Here is a 25450-nt window from a genome sequence, read left to right on the forward strand (position 1 = left end):
GGAGCATAAACAATGGCTTATAGCGAAAAAGTAATCGATCACTACGAAAATCCGCGCAACGTGGGCTCTTTTGATAACGAAGATCCGACAGTCGGCAGCGGCATGGTGGGTGCACCGGCCTGTGGTGACGTCATGAAACTGCAGATCAAAGTTGATGATAACGGCGTAATTGAAGATGCCCGTTTCAAAACTTACGGTTGCGGCTCTGCAATTGCCTCCAGCTCGCTGGTGACAGAGTGGATGAAAGGGAAAACCCTGGATGAAGCTGAGTCCATCAAAAATACCGCTATTGCGGAAGAGTTAGAATTACCGCCGGTGAAAATTCACTGCTCAATTCTGGCTGAAGATGCGATTAAAGCAGCAATTGCGGATTACAAAAGTAAGCGCCAGGGCAAATAATAGCCCCCGTTATCACTGAGTGCAGGGATGTGAATTCCTGCTGTTCAGATGGGAACGAGTAATAAAAAAATTAATGGCGGATACTGAGCATTTCAGTGATCCGCCATACTGGTTTATAGAGCGAGGTGTGTAATGTCCATTTCCCTTACAGAAAGTGCGGCAAACCGGGTATCCGGTTTTTTGGAAAACCGGGGCAAAGGATTAGGCCTGCGGTTAGGTGTAAGAACCTCTGGTTGCTCTGGTATGGCCTATGTGCTGGAGTTTGCCGATGTACTCAATGATGACGATATTGTGTTTGAAGACAAAGGCGTTAAAGTCATTATTGATGGCAAAAGTATTGTGTATCTTGACGGCACGGAAGTGGATTTCGTGAAGGAAGGGTTAAACGAAGGGTTCAAATTCAGTAACCCGAATGTTGACAGCGAATGCGGCTGCGGCGAAAGTTTTCACGTTTAACTTCTCCATCTATCCGCGCTTTGTGCGCCGTAAAGAGTACGATATGAACTATTTTTCCCTGTTCAGCCTGCCTGAGCGTTACGAGCTTGACACTCAGGTTCTTGCCGGACGTTATCAGGATTTGCAGCGTCAGTATCATCCCGACCGCTTCGCCACCCATGACGAGCGGGAACAGGCGCAGGCGCTGACTATGGCCGCGACCATCAACGAAGCTTACCAGTCACTGAAACATCCCCTGAAACGCGCAGAATATATGCTGCTGTTACATGATATTGATATCAATAATGAACAGCACACCATGCATGATACTGCGTTTTTGATGGAACAGATGGATCTGCGTGAATCTCTTGATATTATTGAGCAAAAGCAGGACAGCGATGCGCTGGACGGTTTTGCTGCTGAAACGGATAAAATGACAAAAACCCGCATGGCAGAGATGATCCGGCAGCTTGATGATAAAGACTGGCTGGTAGCCGCAGACAGTGTGCGTAAGTTACGATTTCTGAGTAAACTGGCGCAACAAGTTGATAATATTGAAGAACGTTTGTCAGACAGTTTTTAAGGGAAAAATATGGCACTGTTACAAATCAGCGAACCGGGGCAGGCTCCGGCTCCGCACCAGCGCCGCCTTGCTGCGGGTATTGATTTAGGCACCACGCATTCACTTGTTGCCACTGTACGCAGTGCAAAGGCGGATGTGCTGGCAGACAGCAACGGACACTTTCTGCTGCCGTCAGTGGTGCGTTATTGCGCTGAAAACGGGGGTACTGACAACCGGATCGTCGGGCGCGAAGCCCTCGCCAATGCGGCTGCCGACCCGCAAAACACCATTATTTCAGTTAAACGGATGATGGGGCGCTCTCTCAATGATATTACCCAACGCTATCCCGGACTGCCGTATCAGCTACAGGCAAGTGAAAATGGCCTGCCACTGATCCGCACGGCTGCCGGTCTGGTTGATCCCGTGCGTGTTTCTGCCGATATTCTGTCTGTGCTGGCACTGCGTGCGCAGGAAACCCTCGGCGGAGATCTGGACGGAGTGGTGATCACCGTTCCCGCGTATTTTGATGATGCACAGCGTCAGGGCACCAAAGATGCCGCGCGGCTTGCCGGATTGCATGTACTGCGCCTGCTGAATGAACCCACTGCTGCCGCTATCGCCTACGGGCTGGATTCCGGGCAGGAAGGTGTGATTGCAGTTTATGATCTTGGCGGCGGCACGTTTGATATTTCTGTCCTGCGTCTGAGCCGTGGTGTGTTTGAAGTGCTGGCGACCGGTGGTGATACCGCACTCGGCGGTGATGATTTCGATGCCCTGATAGCTGACTGGATTTATCAGAGCAGCGGCATGCAGGCGCGTGACCATTCACACCACCGCACAATATTAAATGCGGCATCCGCTGCAAAAATTGCCCTCTCAGATGCACAGGAAACGATAGTTTCTGTTGATGGCTGGCAGGGCGTGCTGACCCGCGAAACCTTTGAAGAACTCATCCGTCCGCTGGTCAGAAAAACCCTTATGACCTGCCGCCGCACACTGAAAGATGCGGGTATCAGTCAGGATGAAGTCTGTGAAGTCGTGATGGTCGGCGGCTCCACCCGCGTTCCGCTGGTGCGGGAATCCGCCGGCGAATTTTTTGCCCGTCAGCCGCTCACCTCGATTGATCCGGACAAAGTGGTCGCACTCGGTGCGGCAATCCAGGCCGATATTCTTGCCGGTAACAAACCGGACAGTGACATGCTGCTGCTGGATGTTATCCCGCTGTCACTCGGGCTGGAAACCATGGGCGGATTGGTGGAAAAAGTTATTCCGCGCAATACGACCATCCCGGTTGCCCGCGCCCAGGAATTCACCACATTCAAAGATGGTCAGACGGCCATGAGCATTCATGTCTTACAGGGCGAGCGGGAAATGGTCAGTGACTGCCGTTCGCTTGCGCGTTTCACACTGCGCGGCATTCCGCCGATGGCAGCCGGTAACGCACATATCCGTGTCACCTTTCAGGTGGATGCGGATGGTCTGCTGAGTGTCAGCGCACTGGAAAAATCCACCGGTGTGCAGGCGTCAGTGCAGATCAAACCGTCTTATGGCCTGAGCGATACTGATATCGCCGGCATGATAAAAGATTCACTCGAAAATGCAGATAACGATGTATCCACCCGCCGTCTGGCGGAACAAAAAGTGGACGCTGCCCGCCTGCTGGAGAGCCTGACACAGGCTCTGTCAGAGGATGGCGATTTACTGAGCGACGACGAAAATGCCGCCATCGATGCGGCAGTTGATGCTCTTATTCAAAGCGCGCAAGGCGACTCACCGGTCGCGATTGAACGCGCAATTAAACAACTGGACAAGCAAACACAGGTATTCGCAGCCCGCCGGATGGACAATTCTGTCCGTAAGGCACTCGCGGGTCACTCTGTGGATGAGATATAACGGGAAGATTATGCCTAAGATTGTTTTTTTACCGCATGAGTATTTATGCCCTGAAGGCGCGGTATTCGACGCAAATGAAGGTGAGTCAATTCTGGATGTTGCCTTGCGTAATGGTATCGAAATTGAACATGCCTGTGAGAAATCATGTGCCTGCACCACCTGTCACTGTATCGTCCGCGAGGGGTTTGACTCCCTCAGAGAGAGCACTGAGCTGGAAGATGACATGCTGGACAAAGCCTGGGGACTGGAGCCGGAAAGCCGTCTGAGCTGCCAGGCAAAAGTGACAGATGAAGACCTGGTTGTGGAAATGCCTAAGTACACTGTTAATCACGCGCGTGAGCACGGATAAAGGAACACAGATATGGGACTGAAATGGCAGGATACCCGGGAAATCGGCGAAGCACTGTATGATTTATATCCGGATACCGACCCGAAAACGGTGCGTTTCACTGATATGCATCAGTGGATCTGTGCGCTGGACGATTTTGACGATGAGCCTGAAAAATCTAACGAAAAAGTATTAGAAGCAATTTTGTTAGTCTGGCTCGACGAATGTGAATGACACTTTTTGTTACGCATGTCAGGCCGCACAATTATGTTACCGTGCGGTCTCTGATGCGCGTATGCTGTCCTCCTGTGCAGACCGGCACCCCGTGCATTCCTCAGATAAAATCGGATTGTGACTCACAATCATAAAATCAAAAGAGAGAATATAATGACGCAACTAATCATGCCCGTAACCCTGTCATACGAACCCGCCTCTCCGGCATGGGGAGAAAAAGCCCTTGTCAGCGCAACTGATAACGGAATGACCATTCATTTAAGTCAGAAAGGAATGCTGTGTGCGGTTCAGCGCGCCGGGCGTAAAATTGACGGTCAGGGGATCCGCAATGTGATCCTGAGCGGCAGTAACTGGGATCTGGAAACAAGCTGGGCATTCTGGCAGGGTTTCCGTGCGCCGAAAGGTGCCCGCTCCATTGAGTGGCCTGAATTACCGGAAGCCGATAAAGCTGAATTAGAGCACCGCATCCGTATCATTGACTGGGTGCGTGATGTCATCAACACCCCTGCAGAAGAGCTGGGACCGGAACAACTGGCACAGCGTGCCGTTGATTTACTGTGCAGCGTTTCCTGCGGATCAGTCGGCTACCGTATTATTAAAGGCGAAGATTTACGCGAGCAGGGCTATATGGGTATCCATACTGTGGGTCGCGGGTCTTCGCGCTCACCGGTTCTGTTAGCGCTGGATTACAATCCGGGCAAACAGGATAACACCCCGGTTTTCGCCAGCCTGGTTGGTAAAGGGATCACCTTTGATTCCGGCGGCTACAGCCTGAAACCGTCTTCCGGTATGGAATCTATGAAATCGGATATGGGCGGTGCGGCAACACTGACCGGCGCACTGGCAATGGCTATCTGTGGTGGTCTGCAAAAACGTGTCAAACTGTATCTGTGCATCGCGGACAACCTGATCAGCGGCAACGCATTCAAACTGGGTGATATTATCCGTTACAGTAATGGTAAATCCGTTGAGATCCTCAATACCGATGCAGAAGGGCGTCTGGTGCTGGCGGATGGATTGATCGAAGCCGGTAAAGATAATGCCGGGTTTATTATTGATGCCGCGACGCTGACCGGGGCGGCCAAAACAGCCGTCGGTAATGATTACCACTCTGTCATGAGTTTCGATGATGCATTATATAACGACCTGATGGCAGCAGCCGATCAGGAAAAAGAGCTGTTCTGGCGTCTGCCGCTGGCAGAATTCCACCGCCTGCAAACACCGTCATCATTCGCTGACCTGAGCAATACCGGTGCGCCGAATACGGCGGGTGCAAGTACGGCAGCGGCATTCCTGTCACACTTTGTGGAAAACTACCGCAAAAACTGGTTGCATATTGACTGCTCTGCGACCTACCGCAAATCGCCGTCAGACATGTGGGCGGCGGGTGCGACCGGCTATGGTGTCCGCACAGTTGCGACACTGCTGCTGAAAAAAGCCGGAAAGTAACACGTATTACGGCAATTTAGTTATCTTTATCAGTAATTTGACGGTCACGGTTTTCGTGACCGTTTTTCTGTCTGAACCTGACACACTGAATCTGAAATACGGAGCTTTATTATGGCGGATATCCTCCCGGCTGAACCCCAGGAAGTGATGATTGAGCAGGGCACTGCATTGCTCCTGAGTGTTCCGGACAAAACACCGGAAGATGTACTTGGCGCACTGTCCGGTATTTTTAAACAGCATAAACCGGTACGCCGGGCATTCTGGGTAATGGCGCAGGAAAAAGAAGATAAAAGCGCGGACGGACAGGTATTACTGATCGCCCTTGAATTCAGTGAAGAGTCCGGGATTGATGCGATTATCAGCGACGCGGCAGAGGCTGCGATGGCACACCTCGGAGACGGCGAACATATTGATTTTTGTCTGTTAAATCCGGATGAAAATGACGGACTGACCCATTTCCTGACACAGCATACCAGCGCATTTTATCAGCGTCGTCTTGGTGGCTGGTTGCGCAATGCGATTCCGGTAACGGAGACGCAGTAATAAGTTATCTGGTGAATGAATACCCCCTGCGCTGATATTCGGAATAATGCGCTATACGCTTGTTTAGGTTTTGTTTACACTTCGTGAAATAATACCGAACATGCGCCCGGGTTACGGGCTCCACCAGAAAGGATTGATTATGAGTTTTCCGATAGCAGGACAGGGTATCGGTAAGAAGCGCTGCCTGGCAGTGCTGCTTGCTTCAGCGCTGGCGCTCATGGGTTGTGATGACACCGGCAGTAAAACAACGGCGGCGGGCGCAGATGATTCCGCACCTGCCAATAAAAGTGGCACCCCTTCTTCATCTTCTTCTTCATCTTCCGCGTCATCCAAAGAAACTAAAAAAACACACGATTCAGCGTCTCTGGCAGAGATGGCGAAACGCTATGCCGGTAAAGATGTGACGATTATTGACACCTCCGAAATTCAGCTTGATGGCGCGAATGCTATGGTGGTCACATTTTCCATCCCGTTGGATCCGAATCAGGATTTCGGTCAGTTTGCCCGTCTGGTGGATGTTAAAAACGGTAAACTGGAAGGCGCGTGGGAACTGTCTGATAACCTGATGGAGCTGAGAATGCGCCATCTTCCGCCATCCCGCGAGCTGCAATTAAGCATTGATCGCGGTGTGCGCGGTATTAATGAACGCACATTGGTTAACGGTTATGACGCAAAACTTACCACGGCAGAAGTGACGCCGAGCATCGGCTTTGCCAGCCGTGGTTCACTGTTCCCGGGTGATGTAATTAAAGGGCTGCCGGTTTTTGCCCTGAATGTGGACAGTATTGATGTCAATTTCTACCGCATCAAACCGGACTCCCTGGCGGCATTCCTCGCGAGCTGGCAATACGGAAACAATCTCCAGTACTGGAATTCTGATGAGCTCCTTAATAATACGGATCTCGTTTATACCGGGCGTTTTGATCTCAATCCGCAGAAAAACACCCGCGAAAACATGCTTATCCCGCTCAAAGACATCAAGCCGTTGCAGGATGAAGGTGTGTATCTGGCGGTGATGCAGCAGGCAGGGCGCTACAGTTACACCATGCCTGCCACACTCTTTACCCTGAGTGATGTCGGCGTGTCGATGCACAGCTATCTCAATGAACTGGATGTCTTTACCCAGTCGCTGGCAAAAGGCAGTGCAATCAAAGGTGTGGAAATCCGTTTGCTCGACAGCAAAGGTCAGTTACTCAGCAAAGGGGAAACTGACGGCAGCGGGCATGCAAAACTGGATCGCGGCAATGACGCGGCGCTGTTACTGGCTATCCATAACGGGCAGACCAGTATGATTGACCTGAAAAACCCGGCGCTGGATTTGGCTGAGTTTGATATCGCCGGTCCGCAGGGCTATGCAAAACAATTTTTTGTTTTCGGTCCGCGTGACCTTTACCGCCCGGGTGAGACATTAATTATCAACGGCCTGCTGCGTGATGGTGACGGGCATCCGGTAAAAGATCAGCCGGTGAAAGTTGATGTACTGAAAAATGACGGACAAGTGGCATCCACCTTTGTCTGGCAGCCGGAAAACGGGCTGTATCAGTATAAATATGAGATCCCTGAGAATATTGAAACCGGCAAACTGACGCTGCGTTTTGATCTCGGTGATAACACGCCGCGCTTCTACAGTGTCAATGTGGAAGATTTCATGCCTGAGCGCATGGCGCTTGAAATCAAGACAGAAAAACTGCCGATCACCGCAGGGCAAACTGCTGATTTTGAGCTTGAAGGTCATTATCTTTATGGCGCACCGGCTGCCGGTAACCAACTGACCGGGCAGCTCTTTATGCGTCCGGATCGCGAAGCGGTCGCTAAACTGCCGGGCTTTGAATTCGGTGACATTCAGGAGGGCAATCTGACCCGTACCCTGGATGAATTCGATGAAACCATGAGCGACAACGGGGAAGCGGCATTCACTGTCAGTAATGATTACTGGAAAGAGGTGAAATCACCGTTCAAATTAATTCTTCAGGCAAGCCTGATGGAAACCGGCGGTCGTCCTGTCACCCGCCGCGCAGATCTTGCGGTCTGGCCGGCAGAAAGAATGGCGGGGATCCGCCCGGTCTTTGCGAAAAAAGAAATTTACGACTACCGCACAGACAAATATGTGTCTCAGTTCAGTCTGGATCAGGACTCCCTGGCGGAGTTTGAAATTGTTTATACGGACAAGCAGGGTAATAAATTAAAAGCCGATAATCTGACCGCCCGCCTGATTTACGAGCGCCGCGACTATTATTGGCGCTGGTCAGATTCTGAAGGTTGGTCATCTAATTATGACCAGAAAGACCTGATGATGACCGGTGACCCGATTTCCATCGCGAAAGACGGTACGGCAAAAGTGACGGTTCCGGTGTCATGGGGCGCGTATCGCCTGGAAATTCTGGACCCGTCGACCGGGCTGACCAGCAGCGTGCGCTTCTGGGCGGGTTATTCCTGGCAGGATAACACCGGCGGCACCGGTGCTGTGCGTCCGGATCAGGTCAAACTGAAACTCGACAAACCGGATTACCGCGCAGGCGACAAAGTAAAACTGAATATCGCCGCACCGCAGGCGGGTAAAGGCTATGTGTTACTTGAATCAAGTGATGGTCCGCTGTGGTGGCAGGAAGTGGATGTACCGGAAGGCGGGCTGGATGTCGAGGTTCCGCTGAACAAAGAGTGGACGCGCCATGACCTGTATGCGACAGCGGTAATCATCCGTCCGGGTGATAGTTCCCGCCAGGCGACCGTTAAACGTGCGGTCGGTATTCTGCATATTCCGATGGCTGATCCGGGTCGTAAAATTGCGGTCACACTGGATTCACCGTCCCGCATTCGTCCTGACCAGGATCTGACAGTTAAAGTCAAAGCAAATGCACAGGACGGCAAAGCCATGCCGCAGAAAGTGAATGTGCTTATCTCCGCCGTGGATACCGGGGTGCTGAATATCACTGACTATAAAACGCCGGACCCTTATGATGCGTTCTTCGGGCGCAAGCGCTACAGCGTGGATCAGTATGATGTCTATGGTCAGTTGATTGAGGGTGAAGGGCGTCTCGGCACGCTGCGTTTCGGGGGCGATGGTAGTGATGAACTGGATCGCGGTGGTCTGAAACCGCTCAATGATGTGCAGATTATCGCACAGCAGGCAGCCCCGGTTGTTCTCAATGAGCAGGGCGAAGGCACGGTCACTTTATCCATCCCTGATTTCAACGGCGAACTGCGTCTGATGGCGCAGGCGTGGACAGATGAAGATTTTGGTCACGCACAGAATAAAGTGATTGTTGCGGCACCGGTTATCAGCCAGATGGCGTTACCGCGCTTTATGGCGGGCGGTGATAATTCACAACTGACATTAGATCTGACTAACCTGACGGATGAAACACAGAATCTGACCGTTAATTTCAGCGCAGAGGGCATGATCAACCTGAAAGGTGCTGCTGTGAAAGACGTGACACTGACCAAAGGTCAGCGCACCTCTGTCAATGTCCCGGTGGAAGCGGTTAACGGCTTTGGTCAGGGCGAAGTCTTTATGACCGTCAAAGGGCTGAAACTGCCTGATAACGGCAGTGACGTCTACAAAAACAGCTGGAAAATCGGCGTGCGTCCGGCGTATCCGGCAGAAACTGTTTCTTATTCCATGTCGCTCGGCAACGCCGCTGAGTGGGCATTACCGGCCGATCAGCTCAGTGGTCTGGAAAGCTCGACAGTGTCCGGTGAATTACTGCTGACCAGCCGTCCGCCACTGGATATCTCGCGCTTTATCCGCGAGCTGTATGCCTATCCGTACGGTTGTCTGGAACAGACAGTCAGCGGGTTGTATCCGTCACTTTATTCGTCGGAAGCTGAACTGAAAAAACTGGGGATCAAAACCCAGACCGATGCCGGACGCCGCCAGGCGATTATGACCGGTATTCCGCATCTGCTGGGAATGCAGCGCAGTGACGGCAGTTTCTCTCTGTGGGATAACACCGGGTCGGAAGAGCCGTGGCTGACAGCGTACGCGACAGACTTCCTGTTCCGTGCCGGACAGCGCGGGTTTGATGTTCCGGCATCAGCACTGAGCAATGCCAACAACCGTTTGCTGCGCTATTTGCAGGATCGCTCTGTTATCAGCAGCAACTACTACGGGGCAAGTGATCAAATGCGCTTTGCCGTTCAGGCGTATGCCGGTTATGTGCTGGCACAACAGCAGAAAGCCCCGCTGGGCGCGCTGCGTCAGGTGTATCAGCGCCGTGATGATGCAAGCAGCGGACTGGCACTGGTTCAGCTCGGTATCGCCCTGAAAAAAATGGGTGATGCAGACCGTGGTAATGAAGCTATCCGCCTCGGCGTGATGAAAAACCGCAACAGCAACACCTATACCGGTGATTACGGCAGCAATGTCCGTGATGATGCAATGATTATTGCGCTGCTCAGTGAGTCAGATTCTGATGCAGAACAGCGCTTTGTGAAATTGCAGTCGCTGTCCAATGAGATACAGAACCGCCGCTACTTCTCCACTCAGGAAAGTAACGCGCTGTATCTTGCCGGTCGTCATTATCTCAATCAGAGCGAAGTGCCGTGGTCTGCGGTACTGAACGGCGAAGCACCTGCTCTCAGCCACGATAGTGCGCTGCGTGAAAACCTGACCGCACGTCAGTTGCAGAAGGGCATCAGCGTGGCGAACAGAGGTGACAGTCAACTCTATGGGCGCATCAATATTGTGGGTTATCCTGTTCAGGCACCAAAACCGGAATCTGAAGTCCTGAAGATTAAACGGACGTATCTGGATCTCAATGGTAACCCAATCAGTATTGATCGTCTGCGCAGCGGCGATATGGTTGTGGTACGTCTGGATATTCAGGCGGATCGCAACGTGCCGGATGCGCTGGTGGTTGATTTGTTACCGGCCGGTCTGGAGCTGGAAAATCAGAATCTGGCGGCAAGCAGCGCCAGCCTGAGTGACAGCGCGCCAAACCTGGCAGAAGCGATTCAGGATATGCAGCAGGCGACAATCCGCCACACGGAATATCGTGATGACCGCTTTGTGTCTCAGGTGGTGGTTGAAGAGTACCGCCCGGTAACACTGGTTTATCTGGCGCGTGCTGTGACGCCGGGTAAATACAGCGTGCCTGCGCCACAGGTGGAATCCATGTATATTCCGTCCTGGCGTGCAGTCGGTGTGACACCTGCAACACTGGAAGTTGTCCGTTAAATAGCCATATGGTTATCCTCAGTCCCTTATACCGTTTTATAGGTAAATTCAGGGGCTGAGATTATTACCTGAGGGGGAAAAGTGTATTTTTCCCCCTTTTGCATTCTGTGCCGGAAATCAGTAATGTATTTTTCCGCCATTTCAATACTGACAGATGATAATTTACTGCGGACTGATTGATGAAAGTGTGGTTTAAGCGCCTTGCGCTCTCCGGCCTGATAATGATTGTGATAACTCCGCCATTGCTCTGGCTGGCGGATAAACTCTGGCCGCTGCCGCTGGAAGAATTGGTGATGGCGCGCACAGTGACCGCAGAAGACGGCTCGCCGCTCTGGCGTTTTGCTGACAGTAACGGCGTCTGGCGCTATCCCGTCACACTGAAAGAGGTATCACCGGAATTTATTGAAGCGCTTCTGACATACGAAGACCGTTATTTTTATCAGCACCCGGGTATTAACCCGCTGTCCATCGGGCGGGCGGCATTGCAGGATCTGACCTCCGGAAAAATTGTCTCCGGCGGCAGTACGTTGTCCATGCAGGTAGCCCGGCTGATTGATCCCCATGACCGCACGCTGAGCGGAAAACTGAAACAGGTTTTCCGCACTGTTCAGCTGGAATGGCACTATTCCAAAGATGAAATTCTGGAGATGTACCTGAACCGGGCGCCATACGGCGGTACGGTGGAAGGGATTGGTGCCGCAAGCTGGATGTATCTCGGCAAACCGCCGTCAGAACTGACGTCGGGGGAATCAGCAATGCTGGCGGTTCTGCCGCAGGCACCGAGCCGTCTGCGTCCTGATCGTTATCCGCAGCGCGCGGAAGCGGCACGTAATAAAGTGCTGGACAGGCTGGCGGAATTTCAGGTGTGGCCGCAGGCAAAAGTGGATGATTTAAAACAGGAAAGTATCTGGCTGGCACCGCGTCAGGTGCCGCACTCCGCACCACTGCTGGCGCGCCGGGTGGCGCTCGGTGTAAAAGAACCGGTTATACGCACCACTATCAACCCCGGCATTCAGCGACAGCTTGAGGAAATGGCGCGTAACTGGAAATATCAGTTACCGGAAAAAACCTCACTCGGCATCATGGTGGTGGATAACCTCGATATGAGTGTGAAGGGCTATGTCGGCTCAATCGATTTCTCTGACGACAAACGCTTTGGTCATGTGGATGTGAACAGCGCCTGGCGCTCTCCCGGCTCTACCCTGAAGCCCTTTTTGTACGCGCTGGCACTGGACGATGGTCTTATCCACAGCGAATCCCTGTTACAGGATGTGCCGCGCCGTTTTAATGATTATCGCCCCGGTAACTTTGATACCGGTTTCAATGGTCCGGTGAGTGTCAGTGAGGCGCTGCGCCGCTCGCTGAATCTGCCGGTTGTTCAGTTACTGGATGTTTACGGACCAAAACGCTTCAGTGCCAATCTGCGTAATGCGGGGGTGGAGCTGCGCTTCCCGCTCGGCAGTGATCCTAATCTTTCACTGATCCTCGGCGGAACCGGCGCGCGGATGGATCAATTAATTTCTGCATACAGTGCGTTTGGTCGTCAGGGCAAAGTGGCACCGGTGCGTTTTCGCCCGCAGGATCCGCTGGCGGAACGCAAACTGATGTCACCGGGAGCCGCCTGGATAACCCGGCGCATTATGGCAGGGGAAACCCGTCCGCTGGCTGATGACCGCCTGACGCTGGATGTGCCGCTGCGTGGAAAACCGGTACCAGTTACGGCTACCGTGATGCCTGGGCGCTGGGGCTGAATAACCGTTACACCATCGGCGTCTGGGTCGGGCGACCGGACGGCACACCGGTGGCTGGGCAGGTCGGGTTTGCAACCGCGATTCCGATCCTTTACCAGATTGACAGTTACCTGCGCGCGCGGGGCGGTAAAAAAATCCCTGATCCGAAACCGCTCAGTGTCAGCAGCAAAATGATTTGCTGGCCGTCAGGGCTGGCTGCGGATAAGCAGGATCCTAACTGCCGCCAGCAGCGCATGGCGCGTATCCTGGATAATACGGTGCCGCCGACCTTGCCATCAGCCGGGCAGGAAAGTCTGTCCGGGACAAATGCGGTGATGTGGGTGGATGAAAAGGGCGAACGGGTTGCGCCGGATTGTCCGGGCGCACAGGAAAAAACCATTGCGCTGTGGCCTATCGCGCTGGAAAGCTTTCTGCCGCCCGGTGAACAGCGCAGTCACAGATTGCCACCGGTAAGTAAAACCTGCCGTCCGTTGCGGGTCGAAGCCGCTCCGTTGCTGATTTCCGGTATTCGGGAAGGTGATGTGCTCCGCCGCCTGCCATTGGCAAAAACACTGGATCTGCGGGTTGTCACCCAGGGCGGAGAGGGCACGCAGTGGTGGTTCCTTAACGGCGATCAAACCGGCAGCACAGAACCCGGCGAGCCGCTGGTGCTTACACTTGATACCCCGGGGCGCTATCAGCTTACTGTTTTGGATCTCAGCGGGCAGGTCAGTGCGGTTAATTTCAGGCTGAAATAGCACAAACCGCAGGCAGCTCATCAGAAAAAGTGTGATTCAGCCGGAAAAACGGGCATATCAGGGGTGGTAAACTTTACAAAAATGTTGCGAAACTGTAGGTGAAATTGGCGTAATCCCTTATAATCATCATCTTACCACATGATGTGGACCGGTCTGCCATCAGCCGAAAATAACAATGACAACAGCGCTCCCGCGCACAATGAGGTTTACCAATGTCTGTACAACGCACATTCTCCATTATCAAGCCAAACGCGGTAAAGAAAAATGCTATCGGTGCCATTTACCACCGTTTTGAAAGCGCCGGTTTTCGCATTGTTGCTGCCAAAATGTTGCACCTGACCCGTGAACAGGCAGAAGGTTTCTACGCTGAGCACAAAGGGCGTCCGTTTTTTGACGGCTTAGTTGAATTTATGACATCCGGACCGATTATGGTGCAGGTTCTGGAAGGTGAAAATGCTGTACAGCGTCACCGTGACCTGATGGGCGCGACCAATCCGGACAATGCGCTGGCAGGCACTCTGCGCGCAGACTATGCAGACAGCTTTACAGAGAATGCCGTCCACGGCTCTGATGCCGAAGAGTCCGCTGCCCGTGAAATTGCCTATTTTTTCACTTCTGACGAAATCTGTCCGCGCTGATTTGTATTCTCTTTCTGCTTGCGTCTGTTTTCCTGCAAAATAAAAGAACCGGCCATTCCGGCCGGGTTATTTTTCTGTTAACTGATTTTCCGTTTGCCTTACCGCCTGCAAAGTTTGTACAATGCCGCCGCGCCTGTATTTGTACGGGACAATGATTATTTCAGTCGTGCATGTGGCGTTATGGCTATGTACGGCTATCCTTATTTCAGTATCTGTGATGCGTTTGCGTATCACCGCCGAAAGTGTAACAACGAGGCACTAAAAATTATGTCCGGACTGACCACGCCAGATGCCTGCGAAACAGGCTCCGCACCTATTTATCCAGAAAAAATCAACGGTAAAATTAATTTACTCGACCTGACCCGCAAAGAAATGCGCCAGTTCTTCGCCGACATGGGCGAAAAACCGTTTCGTGCCGATCAGGTAATGAAATGGATCTACCACTATTGTTATGATGATTTCGATCTGATGACCGACATCAACAAAGTGCTGCGCACTAAACTGAAAGCGATGGCGGAAATCCGTGCGCCGGAAGTCTCAGAAGAGCAGCGCTCGTCGGACGGCACCATAAAATGGGCTATCCGTGTCGGGGGGCAGGAAGTGGAAACCGTGTATATCCCGGAAGATGACCGCGCCACATTGTGTGTTTCTTCTCAGGTAGGTTGTGCGCTGGAGTGTACATTCTGCTCAACAGCGCAGCAGGGTTTTAACCGCAATCTGCGGGTATCTGAAATTATTGGTCAGGTCTGGCGGGCGGCAAAAATTATCGGCTCCCTGAAGTCCAGCGGACGTCGTCCGATTACCAATGTGGTGATGATGGGGATGGGTGAACCATTGCTTAATCTGACTCACGTTGTTCCTGCAATGGAAATCATGCTTGATGACTTTGGTTTTGGTCTGTCCAAGCGGCGTGTGACAATCTCCACGTCCGGTGTCGTCCCGGCGCTGGATAAACTGGGTGATATGATTGATGTGGCGCTGGCAATTTCTCTGCATGCACCGACAGACGATGTGCGTGATGAGCTCGTACCTATCAATAAAAAATACAATATAGAAGCGTTTCTGGCATCAGTCCGCCTTTATCTGAGTAAATCCAATGCCAACAGCGGGCGGGTGACGGTTGAATATGTCATGCTTGATCATATCAACGACAGCACGGAGCAGGCGCATCAACTGGCAGAATGCCTGAAGGACACGCCGAGTAAAATCAATCTGATCCCATGGAACCCGTTCCCGGGCGCACCTTACGGACGCAGCTCCAACAGCCGGATCGACCGCTTCGCAAAAGTCCTGATGGGATACGGATTTACCACGATTGTGCGTAAGACACGCGGTGATGATATTGATGCCGCCTGTGGTCAGTTAGCCGGCGATGTCATTGACCGCACAAAGCGGACACTGAAAAAACGCATGGCGGGTGAACCAATTGCTGTTAAAGCAGTCTGACATTAATATTACGTAACACTCCCCGGTGTTTATTTACGATAAAATATCTGCCTCACCGTAAAGGAGGCAGTATGATAAGGATGTATTACCCGGGATTATTAGGATTAGTGCTGCTGGCAGGATGCCGGACAGCACCGGTTACGCAGGCACCGCTGACAGCGGTAAATACGCGGCTGGCGCTGGGAGAGGCCTATCTTCATGCCGGACATTATGATGCTGCACGTTATCATTATGACCGGGTATTGAAGGTACAATCGCAGCATACCGTGGCTCTGACCGGAATGGCGCTGGCAGCAAAGTGCGACCAGCAACCTGAAATTGCGGAAAAATACCTAAATTTAGCCGTGAATTCCCCGTCAGGCAGTGATACTGTGGTACAGTACGTTTCGGCCTATTCGTGTTTGCCGGATAACAGCTTGTAAAACAACATAAAACAGATGTTGTTTTCGACGTTATTTTGCCCTTAATGGTAGCACGCGGTACGTCGGAATACGGAACTTAGGTGCGTGGAGTAGCTGACTCCGCGCTTTCTCGTAACCAGAACTGCTTGTGTCCTGAAACTCATGAATAATTCGCAATCTCAAGATAATATTCAACTCTCTCTTGGTCAATTCTTAACACAACGTCGGGAACAACTTCAGTTATCACGGGAAACAGTAGCAGATAGGTTATGTCTTAAACTGACAACAGTGCGTGAAATTGAAGAAGATGCACTGAAAGAAACCAATCCGACCTTTATCCGTGGTTACGTCCGTACTTATGCAAAATTACTGCAAATTCCTGAAGCAGAAATTATGCCGTATCTCGACAAAATCGCACCGGCGCAGATGACGAAAGTCCAGCCGATGAAAAGTGTGTCTATGGGTCGGCAGCGCAAAAAACGCGAAGGCTGGCTGATGAAATTTACCTGGCTTGTGCTGCTGGTTGTTATTGCCCTTGTCGGGCTGTGGTGGTGGCAGCAATATCAGGCACAGCAGGCAGATCTCCGCTCTCTTGCACAGCAAAATGATGTAACGGTCAATCCACCGGCAGGTGCTGAGCATGCACTGCCTGACAATATTCAACCGCCGGTACAAAATACCCCGCCGGTTGAAAGTACCCCGCCGGTTCCGGCCGTATCTGCTAATACCAATACAGCCACACAGGAACTCTCTGCGGCAACCCCGCAGGAGCAGGTTGTTGACAGCAGTAAAATTGTGCCGTTACCGGGCAGTAATCGTATCCCGCCGGTTGTAAACCGTGCCGCCGGCAGTGAAGGTGATTCGGCTGCGGCTGTGGCGCTGACACAGAACGGACTGGTTCTGACATTTAAAAATGCCTGCTGGCTGGAAGTCTCGGACAATAAAGGCACAAAAATATTCAGTGGTACCAAACAGAAAGGCGATACTCTGGAATTTGCAGGGGCGGAACCTTATCGTCTGAAAATTGGCGCACCGGCTTCCGTGGATGTTCAGTTTAAAGGTCAGGCGATTGATATGAGCCGTTTTATCCGGGCTAACCGGGTCGCAAATCTGAGCGTACCAAAAGCAGAATAATAAAATTTTCTATCTGTAATTTTTACAATTAATTTAATTAACACAGCAATGATTGAGGATACAGGGATGTTCCGGAGAAATAATTATGCACAGTGAATCCCCGATAAAGAGACGCAAATCCACCCGGATTTATGTGGGTAATGTGCCGGTCGGTGATGGCGCACCTATTACGGTGCAGTCAATGACAAACACCCGGACAACGGATGTTGACGCGACAGTTCGTCAGATTAAAGCGCTGGAGCGCGTCGGTGTTGATATCGTCCGTGTTTCTGTGCCGACAATGGATGCGGCAGAAGCCTTTAAGTTAATTAAACAGCAGGTTTCTGTGCCGCTGGTGGCAGATATTCATTTTGATTACCGTATCGCGCTGAAAGTGGCGGAATACGGTGTGGATTGTCTGCGGATAAACCCGGGGAATATCGGCAGCGAAGAGCGCGTCCGTCAGGTCGTGGATTGCGCACGCCATTACAATATCCCTATCCGTATCGGGGTTAACGGCGGATCACTGGAAAAAGATATTCAGGAAAAATACGGCGAGCCGACACCGGAAGCGCTGGTGGAATCCGCCATGCGTCATGTGGATATTCTCGATCGCCTGAATTTCGATCAGTTCAAAATCAGTGTGAAAGCCTCTGATGTCTTTTTGGCAGTGGGTGCTTACCGGCTGCTGGCGAACAAAATTGACCAGCCGCTGCATCTGGGTATTACAGAAGCGGGTGGTGCGCGGGCAGGATCAGTGAAATCTGCTATCGGCCTGGGGTTACTGCTCTCAGAGGGGATTGGCGATACACTGCGGATCTCGCTGGCGGCTGATCCTGTTGAAGAAGTGAAAGTCGGGTTTGATATTCTTAAATCGCTGCGGATACGTGCCCGCGGTATTAATTTTATCGCCTGCCCGACCTGTTCACGCCAGGAATTTGATGTGATTGGCACGGTTAATGCGCTGGAACAACGGCTGGAAGATATTCTGACGCCGATGGACATCTCTATTATCGGCTGTGTGGTCAATGGTCCGGGTGAGGCGGAAGTCTCAACACTGGGTGTGACCGGCGCGAAAACGCGCAGCGGCTTTTATGAAGATGGTGTCCGCCAGAAAGAGCGCCTGGATAATACGGATATGATTGACCAGCTTGAGGCAAAAATTCGCGCCAAAGCGGCAATGCTGGATAAAAATAACCGGATTGCCATTAATCTGGTCGATAAAGAGTAATAACTGACCGGTTCATTGTATAATGAACCGGTTTTAAGACGATATATCGGTCTCCCGATATTGCGCCCGCTCCGGGTCGCTTTTATAATCGGTAACATATTTCATTGAGTTAAGAGAACTAACGTGGCCAAAAATATCCAAGCCATTCGTGGTATGAATGATTATCTGCCTGCTGATACGATTGTCTGGCAGCGCATTGAAAGCACGCTCAAACGTATTCTGACAAATTACGGGATCAGTGAAATTCGCACACCCATTGTCGAGCACACCCCGCTGTTTCAGCGCGCCATCGGCGAAGTCACTGATGTTGTTGAAAAAGAAATGTATTCTTTTCAGGATCGTGGTGATGAAAGTTTAACGCTGCGTCCTGAAGGAACAGCGGGCTGTGTTCGCGCAGGTATTGAGCGCGGATTACTGTATAACCAGGAACAGCGCCTCTGGTATATCGGGCCGATGTTCCGCTATGAGCGCCCGCAGAAAGGCCGCTATCGCCAGTTCCATCAGTTAGGTGCGGAAATTTTCGGGCTGAGTGGTCCGGATATTGATGCTGAGCTGATTATGATGACCGCCCGCTGGTGGCGTGAACTGGGTATTGCAGAACATGTTACACTGGAGTTGAACTCTATTGGTTCGCTGCAGGCGCGTGCAAACTACCGAGAAGCGCTGGTCGCATTCCTGGAGCAGCACAAAGAAAAACTGGATGAAGACTGTAAGCGCCGGATGTACACAAATCCGCTGCGCGTACTGGACTCGAAAGATCAGGGCGTGCAGACGCTCCTGAACGATGCACCAAAACTGTTTGATTATCTGGATGAAGAATCAAAAATCCACTTTGACGGTTTGTGCGCCATTCTGGATGCCGCCGGTATTCAATACCGTATTAATCAGCGTCTGGTCCGTGGTCTTGATTATTATAACCGCACCGTGTTTGAGTGGGTCACAACCGCACTTGGCGCACAGGGTACAGTGTGTGCCGGTGGTCGTTACGACGGGCTGGTTGAGCAACTCGGTGGTCACAATACACCGGCGGTCGGTTTTGCGATGGGCCTGGAGCGTATGGTGCTGCTGGTTCAGGAAGTTAATCCTGACTTTGTAAAAGAAACCGCAGTTACCGATATTTATCTGGCATCATTCGGTGACGGCAGCCAGGTGGCAGCAATGTTACTGGCAGAGCAGGTTCGCGACAGTTTACCCGGCGTACGCATTATGACCAACTACGGCGGCGGCAACTTTAAAAAACAGTTAGGTCGCGCTGACAAAAACGGTGCACGTATCGCGCTGATTTTGGGTGAGGATGAAATCGCCAACGGGACAGTGACAGTTAAAGAACTGGCTACCGGTGAGCAACAGACGCTGGCACAGAGCGGGTTATCTGCCCGTCTGAGCGAACTTTTAGGTTAAGGAGAGACGCGTGGAAGTCTATACCACAGAAAATGAACAGGTATCAGTGCTGAAGAATTTCTTTGTCGAAAACGGCAAAGCGATTGCAGCAGGATTGATCATCGGTATCGGCGGTATTGTCGGCTGGAATTACTATCAGTCTCATCAGGTCACTCAGTTACAGGATGCAGCCGTTGCGTATGAAGCGGCGACTGTGGTGAAAGGGACGGCAGAAGAGCAGTTAACCCGTCTGAAATTATTCGCAAAAGAAGCCAATAATACCTATGGCGCTTTTGCCGGTCTTGATTTGGCTCAGAAATCAGTTGAAAGCAATGATTTGCCGGGTGCCGAAGCGGCACTGAGCGCGGCATTGCCGAAAGCAGAAAATGAAGAGTTAAAAGATCTTATTAACGCACGTCTGGCCCGCGTTCAGTTGGGTCAGGGAAATGCAGATGCCGCGCTGAGTACAGCCGGTAATATTAAAGGGAAAGGCTGGGCGGCTTACGCACAGGATATCCGTGGCGATGCCCTGTTACATAAAGGGGATGTGAAAGGCGCGCAGGAAGCCTACACCACAGGTATTCAGAGTGAAGGTGCCGGGACTATCAAATCCGTTATGACATTTAAACTCGATAACTTAGCCGGGTGAGAGGACTATTAATAATGCAACTGCGTAAGACACTCCTGGTTGGTTTCGTTGCTTCTGTACTGCTGGCAGGTTGTTCCAGTGAGACAGATACCGTTGTGATGTCACCATTGCCGGAGGTTGCGAGTCAGTTCTCGCCACAGACCGTGTGGGATAAATCCATCGGTAACGGTATCGGAAAATATTATTCGCATCTTTCGCCGGCCTGGGAAGGATCAACTGTCTATGCCGCTGATCGCAACGGTCTGGTAAAAGCGCTGGATATTGATTCAGGTGTTGAAATCTGGTCAGTCGATCTGGCAGAAAAAACCGGCTTTTTGTCATCTAATCTTTCGGCGATGTTATCCGGTGGTCTGGCCGTTTCCGGTGAACATCTTTATGTCGGTACAGAGCGCGGTGCACTGATTGCACTGAACACCAACAATGGTGAGCTTGCCTGGACACAAAATGCCGGTGGTGAAGTACTTTCCCGCCCGGTGGTCAGTGATGGTCTGGTGCTGGTACATACCGGAAACGGTCTGTTACAGGCATTTGATGCGGCATCCGGTGAATCCCGCTGGAGCCTGAATCTGGATACGCCAAGCTTATCTGTCCGTGGTGAGTCCGCTCCGGCAATCTCTACCGGTGCGGCAATTGTCGGCGGTGATAACGGACGCGTCAGTGCGGTTATGCTGAACCAGGGTCAGTTAATCTGGCAACAGCGGATTTCTATGACAACCGGCACCACTGAAATCAGCCGTCTGAATGATGTGGACATGACACCAATTGTTGCTGATGGCCGTGTTTACGCTATCGCGTATAATGGTAATCTTGTCTCCATGGATATGCGCAGTGGTCAAATCCTGTGGAAACGCGATTTCGGCTCAGTAAATGAAATGGTGCTGGATGGTGAGTCACTTTATATTATTGACCAGAATGACAATGTTTATGCTATCCGCGCGGCGGACGGGGTAACATTGTGGTCACAGGATAAATTGCAGCACCGTAACCTTTCTGCACCTGCAATCTTTAATGGTTATCTGGTGACCGGTGATGGCGAAGGCTATCTCCATTGGTTGGATACCAGCACAGGACAGTTTGTTGCACAAAATAAACTGAACAGCTCCGGCATTTTCGCCCGTCCGTCAATTGCCGGTGATAAACTGATGGTACAGACCCGTGATGGTCGTCTGTATCTGCTCCGCCGCTGACAGAGATTCTCTGTTACCGGTGTAACCTCCGCGGGTCAATAATCCCGCTGAGGGGATCCATTGACGGCTCCTGAATGACAGGAGCCGTTTCGTCTTTAATCTCCTGCATGCGGCAGGGGATTTTTCAGTGTTATGAGGCAGTAAAAGCATGGTACCTGTCGTTGCTCTGGTCGGACGTCCCAATGTAGGGAAGTCCACGTTATTCAACCGCTTAACGCGTACGCGCGATGCGTTGGTTGCTGATTTTCCCGGCCTGACGCGGGATCGTAAATACGGTCGCGCAGAAGTTGACGGGCAGGAATTTATTATTATTGATACCGGTGGTATTGACGGTGCGGAAGAAGGCATTGAAACACACATGGCGGCGCAATCGTTATTAGCGATTGAAGAAGCGGATATTGTGCTGTTTCTGGTTGATGCCCGCGCCGGTATGATGCCGGCGGATATGGCTATCGCCAAGCACCTGCGCAGTCGTGATAACAAAACGACGTTTGCTGTGGCAAATAAAATTGATGGTATCGATCAGGATCAGGCGCTGGGTGAATTCTACAGCCTGGGTCTGGGTGAGGTTATGCCGATTGCCGCATCACATGGTCGCGGTGTAAACCAGTTAATCAGCCGTTCACTGATCCCGTTTTATGGTGAGCCTGAAAGTGAAGACGGGCGTGAATTAACGGAAGAAGAAGCAAACGCTGCTTACTGGGCCGAGCAGGAAGCGCAAACGGAAGCCGCTGAAGCGAAGCTGGAAGAAGATGATAACTTCAACCCGATTGATCAGCCGATTAAGCTGGCGATTGTCGGGCGTCCTAACGTCGGTAAATCCACACTGACCAACCGTATTCTCGGTGAAGATCGTGTGGTGGTATTTGATATGCCGGGCACCACACGCGACAGTATCTATATTCCGATGGAGCGTGATGGCCGCGAGTATGTTCTTATTGATACTGCTGGTGTGCGTAAACGCGGGAAAGTAACTGAAACAGTTGAAAAATTCTCTGTTATCAAAACGCTGAAAGCGATTGAAGACGCCAACGTGGTGTTACTGGTTATTGATGCCCGTGAAGGGATTTCAGACCAGGATCTGTCTCTGCTGGGCTTCATCCTGAATGCCGGTCGTTCTCTGGTGCTTGCTGTCAATAAATGGGACGGCATGAGCGCGGAAGATCGTGACCATGTTAAAGATATGCTGGAACTGCGTCTGGGTTTTGTGGATTTTGCCCGTATTCACTTTATTTCAGCACTGCACGGCAGTGGTGTCGGTAATTTATTTGACTCTGTGCAGGAAGCGTATGATTGCGCAACCCGTCGGGTCAGTACCGCGTTAGTCACCCGTATCATGAAAATGGCGGAAGATGACCATCAGCCACCGCTTGTCCGCGGACGCCGCGTGAAACTGAAATATGCGCACGCAGGGGGATATAACCCACCTATTATCGTTATCCACGGTAATCAGGTCAGTGATTTGCCGGATGGCTACAAACGCTATCTGATGAATTACTTCCGCCAGTCGCTGAAAGTGATGGGTACGCCTATCCGTATTCAGTTTAAAGAGGGTGAAAACCCGTTTGCGGATAAAAAGAATACCCTGACGGCAAGCCAGTTGCGTAAACGCAAACGTCTGCTGTCACATATCAAAAAAGGGCATTAATCTGTCCTGCTGATCCCTGCAAAAACCCGCACAGAATGCGGGTTTTTTTTGTGTTTTTTATACCTCCGGGTTCAGTCCCACAGCATGCCAGGCATTGAGTAAGATACCGGCAACATCATCACCGTAGTTATCCCGTGCAATCCGTACCGTTTCGCGTGCAAACGTCAGAAAATCACACTCCGGCGGCAGGTTTGCGTTGCGCAGAGTATCAAACCAGACTTGTCCTGCAACTTCCCAGCTATAGCCTCCCAGCGCGGTGGCAAAATGATAAAAAGCATGGTTGGGTATTCCCGAGTAGCGGTGGACGCCGCCGTTGTCATTATTAACATTATCAGGCAGTTCAATATAGTCGCGCATGTGTGAAACCTGCCTGTCTCTTCCGATGGCAGGGTGATTATAGGCATTTCCGGGGTCAGAAAGAGAGCGTAATGCTTTAATACCACTGCTTTCTGTGAATAATGTACGCCCGATAGACCAGTCACCCTGATGGCTTTTGTGTTGCTGCTGATAATGAAGCAGCATCACAGTAAACACATCACAAACGGATTCATTCAATGCGCCGGATTGTCGGCTGTACGTCAGTGGAGAGAGGTGGTCAATCACCGCATGCCCGTATTCGTGGGTTGCAATATCGAGCTGAGCGAAACTCATAAACAGGGGCGCGTTGCTGGTTGTGAGATCGCCTGCGCCAAAGACAAGGTGCGTGCCGTCCCAGAATGCGTTGGAGTAACCCCTGCCGTAATGGGTCATTGCGGATATTGTCGCATTATGGTTATCAAAGGATTCATAATCAAAGACATCGGCAAAAAAAGTATAAATTATTTCAAGATATTCAAACATATTGTCGGTATCAGTATCACTTTTGATGGTGGTAGTGTACTGATCATTTTCTGCTTTTTTATCTTCGCGGTAATAAAGGTCAGGGCCGGTCGTCATGTTTTTGAGATGAATAACACGGCGGTGAGCAGCCAACGGGTTATTCGCCGATTTTTTTTCAGTGAGATAAATCGGCTTTGGTAAGACGCTATCGTCAGAGCGGTGGTGTTTACCCAGCAATAATTGAATGTGCTGATAACAGAGCCGGGTTTCCTCATGATTATTATCATGATCCATACGATTTTTCATGATCCATGGCGGTAAGAAAGAGTAATTGGGGCTGTGTGTATTTACGGGCATAGCGTATCCTCCGGTTATTGGAAACGCTATTTTTATGCAGAAAATTATTCACAGCAGCAGACTATCAGTCTGCTTTTTACTCAGTGTACTGCGCTTGTCTGTCAGGTCAGACCCAGTCACGGGCAATCAGAAAATCCCGTGTTAATGCCGCTTCCGGCGAGTTTTCTTCCGGCTGATAATCATACTCCCAGCGTACCAGTGGCGGCATTGACATCAGAATGGACTCTGTCCGCCCGCCGCTCTGTAATCCGAATAATGTTCCGCGATCCCACACCAGATTGAACTCGACATAGCGCCCGCGCCGGTATAACTGAAACTGCCGCTCACGCTCGCCGTACGGCGTATCCCGCCGCTTTTGTACAATCGGCAGGTAAGCCTGTGTAAAGCCGTTACCTACGGCGCGGGTGAATGCAAAACTGTGTGCGAAATCCGGTTCATTAAGGTCATCAAAAAACAGACCGCCGATGCCGCGCGCTTCATTGCGGTGTTTCAGATAAAAATAGTCATCACACCATTTTTTATAACGTGGATAACCCTCTTCACCCAGCGGACGGCACAGCTCTTTTGCGACGGTGTGCCAGTGAACCGCATCTTCTTCAAACGGATAGAACGGTGTGAGGTCAAACCCGCCGCCAAACCACCAGACAGGTTCACAACCCTCTTTCTCTGCCATAAAAAAGCGCACATTGGCATGAGCCGCAGGTACATAAGGATTATGCGGATGCAACACCAGAGATACCCCCATCGCCTGCCAGTGACGGCCTGCCAGTTCCGGGCGGTGTGCGCTGGCGGAAGGTGGCAGATTCTCACCACAGACATGTGAAAAATTAACACCTGCCTGTTCAAATAATGCGCCGGATTTCAGTACACGGCTGCGACCGCCGCCGCCGTTTTCCCGTTGCCACGCGTCTTCGGTAAATACAGCACCGCCGTCACATTCGGCTAACTGACGGCAGAGAGAATCCTGCAAATTAAGGAAAAAATCATTAACACTGTTACTATCGGGGGTATTCATAACATAATGCCCATTGAGCTACGCATAAACTTTAGTATATCATTTTGTTTTTATAAGAT

Annotated in this window: 20 protein-coding genes and 1 pseudogene; 19 read left to right on the plus strand and 2 right to left on the minus strand. The window is 51.4% G+C overall.

Translation table 11 applies throughout. The features are described 5' to 3' along the window. The first annotated feature begins 12 nt into the window (after window positions 1-12). The 19 genes and pseudogenes from iscU to der all read left to right on the plus strand — a co-directional run bounded on the left by iscU (window position 13) and on the right by der (window position 23200). A complete protein-coding gene (iscU, locus tag AYY16_RS01815; protein ID WP_067361257.1) occupies window positions 13-399 on the plus strand; it encodes a Fe-S cluster assembly scaffold IscU in 387 nt (128 codons plus the stop codon). Window positions 400-531: 132 nt separating this feature from the next. Beyond that, window positions 532-855, plus strand: coding sequence for an iron-sulfur cluster assembly protein IscA (gene iscA / locus AYY16_RS01820; RefSeq protein WP_067361260.1), 324 nt, complete (start codon window positions 532-534; stop codon window positions 853-855). Window positions 856-898: 43 nt separating this feature from the next. After that, the gene (hscB, locus tag AYY16_RS01825; protein ID WP_067364552.1) at window positions 899-1417 is read left to right on the plus strand and encodes a co-chaperone HscB; all 519 of its coding nucleotides are present in this window, start codon (window positions 899-901) and stop codon (window positions 1415-1417) included. A gap of 9 nt (window positions 1418-1426) precedes the next feature. Continuing rightward, window positions 1427-3289, plus strand: coding sequence for a Fe-S protein assembly chaperone HscA (gene hscA, locus AYY16_RS01830; RefSeq protein WP_067361263.1), 1863 nt, complete (start codon window positions 1427-1429; stop codon window positions 3287-3289). A 10-nt stretch (window positions 3290-3299) separates the two neighbouring features. Then, window positions 3300-3638 carry an ISC system 2Fe-2S type ferredoxin gene (gene fdx / locus AYY16_RS01835; protein ID WP_067361265.1) on the plus strand — a complete coding sequence of 113 codons (339 nt, stop codon included), beginning with the start codon at window positions 3300-3302 and terminating at the stop codon, window positions 3636-3638. A 12-nt stretch (window positions 3639-3650) separates the two neighbouring features. Further along, window positions 3651-3851 (plus strand): Fe-S cluster assembly protein IscX, encoded by a 201-nt coding sequence (gene iscX, locus AYY16_RS01840; protein WP_067361268.1) that lies wholly within the window; start codon window positions 3651-3653, stop codon window positions 3849-3851. Window positions 3852-4004: 153 nt separating this feature from the next. Next, window positions 4005-5300: an aminopeptidase PepB gene (gene pepB / locus AYY16_RS01845; protein WP_067361271.1), complete on the plus strand. Its 1296-nt coding sequence runs from the start codon at window positions 4005-4007 to the stop codon at window positions 5298-5300. Between the two features lie 111 nt (window positions 5301-5411). Further along, window positions 5412-5843 (plus strand): enhanced serine sensitivity protein SseB C-terminal domain-containing protein, encoded by a 432-nt coding sequence (locus AYY16_RS01850; RefSeq protein ID WP_067361274.1) that lies wholly within the window; start codon window positions 5412-5414, stop codon window positions 5841-5843. Between the two features lie 139 nt (window positions 5844-5982). Further along, on the plus strand, window positions 5983-11019 hold the full coding sequence (locus AYY16_RS01855; RefSeq protein WP_067361277.1) for an alpha-2-macroglobulin family protein: 5037 nt from the start codon (window positions 5983-5985) through the stop codon (window positions 11017-11019). A gap of 179 nt (window positions 11020-11198) precedes the next feature. After that, window positions 11199-13507 (plus strand): annotated as a pseudogene (pbpC, locus tag AYY16_RS01860) (peptidoglycan glycosyltransferase PbpC). A gap of 212 nt (window positions 13508-13719) precedes the next feature. Then, window positions 13720-14145 carry a nucleoside-diphosphate kinase gene (ndk, locus tag AYY16_RS01865; RefSeq protein ID WP_067361279.1) on the plus strand — a complete coding sequence of 142 codons (426 nt, stop codon included), beginning with the start codon at window positions 13720-13722 and terminating at the stop codon, window positions 14143-14145. 267 nt (window positions 14146-14412) lie between these two features. Then, window positions 14413-15591: a dual-specificity RNA methyltransferase RlmN gene (rlmN, locus tag AYY16_RS01870; protein ID WP_067364555.1), complete on the plus strand. Its 1179-nt coding sequence runs from the start codon at window positions 14413-14415 to the stop codon at window positions 15589-15591. A gap of 71 nt (window positions 15592-15662) precedes the next feature. Next, window positions 15663-16013 (plus strand): hypothetical protein, encoded by a 351-nt coding sequence (locus AYY16_RS01875; protein ID WP_067361280.1) that lies wholly within the window; start codon window positions 15663-15665, stop codon window positions 16011-16013. A 141-nt stretch (window positions 16014-16154) separates the two neighbouring features. After that, complete coding sequence (gene rodZ / locus AYY16_RS01880) at window positions 16155-17126, plus strand: cytoskeleton protein RodZ (RefSeq protein WP_067361283.1); 972 nt, start codon at window positions 16155-16157, stop codon at window positions 17124-17126. A gap of 85 nt (window positions 17127-17211) precedes the next feature. Beyond that, window positions 17212-18336: a flavodoxin-dependent (E)-4-hydroxy-3-methylbut-2-enyl-diphosphate synthase gene (gene ispG, locus AYY16_RS01885; RefSeq protein WP_067361285.1), complete on the plus strand. Its 1125-nt coding sequence runs from the start codon at window positions 17212-17214 to the stop codon at window positions 18334-18336. A 123-nt stretch (window positions 18337-18459) separates the two neighbouring features. After that, complete coding sequence (gene hisS, locus AYY16_RS01890) at window positions 18460-19737, plus strand: histidine--tRNA ligase (protein ID WP_067361287.1); 1278 nt, start codon at window positions 18460-18462, stop codon at window positions 19735-19737. A 10-nt stretch (window positions 19738-19747) separates the two neighbouring features. Then, window positions 19748-20365 carry a YfgM family protein gene (locus AYY16_RS01895; protein ID WP_067361290.1) on the plus strand — a complete coding sequence of 206 codons (618 nt, stop codon included), beginning with the start codon at window positions 19748-19750 and terminating at the stop codon, window positions 20363-20365. 14 nt (window positions 20366-20379) lie between these two features. Then, window positions 20380-21552 carry an outer membrane protein assembly factor BamB gene (gene bamB / locus AYY16_RS01900; RefSeq protein WP_067361293.1) on the plus strand — a complete coding sequence of 391 codons (1173 nt, stop codon included), beginning with the start codon at window positions 20380-20382 and terminating at the stop codon, window positions 21550-21552. A gap of 148 nt (window positions 21553-21700) precedes the next feature. Further along, window positions 21701-23200: a ribosome biogenesis GTPase Der gene (gene der, locus AYY16_RS01905; RefSeq protein WP_067361296.1), complete on the plus strand. Its 1500-nt coding sequence runs from the start codon at window positions 21701-21703 to the stop codon at window positions 23198-23200. A gap of 57 nt (window positions 23201-23257) precedes the next feature. Here der and AYY16_RS01910 read toward each other — a convergent pair whose 3' ends face one another. Further along, the gene (locus AYY16_RS01910) at window positions 23258-24376 is read right to left on the minus strand and encodes a M4 family metallopeptidase (protein WP_067361299.1); all 1119 of its coding nucleotides are present in this window, start codon (window positions 24374-24376) and stop codon (window positions 23258-23260) included. Window positions 24377-24482: 106 nt separating this feature from the next. Next, window positions 24483-25391 carry an oxygen-dependent coproporphyrinogen oxidase gene (gene hemF / locus AYY16_RS01915; protein ID WP_067361302.1) on the minus strand — a complete coding sequence of 303 codons (909 nt, stop codon included), beginning with the start codon at window positions 25389-25391 and terminating at the stop codon, window positions 24483-24485. Window positions 25392-25450 lie beyond the last annotated feature (59 nt).

The organism is Morganella psychrotolerans, assembly GCF_001676155.1.
GTDB classification, from domain to species: Bacteria; Pseudomonadota; Gammaproteobacteria; order Enterobacterales; family Enterobacteriaceae; genus Morganella; species Morganella psychrotolerans.